Genomic DNA, 298 nt, shown 5'->3' with positions numbered 1-298 from the left:
CAGGAGCATCCGGCTGCTCAACGGTGACGGTAACGTCAACGTTGTCCTTAGAACCATCCGGGTAAGTCACCTCAACCGGAACAGTGATCTTGTCACCAGGCTTAGCGTCCTCAGGAACGGTAACAGTGATCTCACCAGTGTTCGGATCAACCTTCACACCATCCGGAGCATTCTCACCAGGCTTGAAAGTCGTGTCATCAGGAGCAGTAGTCGGGTTACCGTCCTTGTCCTTAAACTCCGGAGCCGGAACAGTTACATCCTCACCAGGCTTACCAGAACCATCCTCATAACCAGGCTC

General features: G+C 53.4%; 1 protein-coding gene. It reads right to left on the bottom strand.

The window, feature by feature from the left end:
- Positions 1–298 (bottom strand): YPDG domain-containing protein (locus HMPREF2781_RS05510; RefSeq protein ID WP_210386010.1); only part of this gene is annotated, 298 nt, incomplete at both ends.

This window comes from Corynebacterium sp. HMSC062A03, assembly GCF_001811145.1.
GTDB lineage: Bacteria > Actinomycetota > Actinomycetes > Mycobacteriales > Mycobacteriaceae > Corynebacterium > Corynebacterium aurimucosum.
Note: the sequence above shows the minus strand (reverse complement) of the source record. Positions and strands in the feature narration are given on the sequence as shown.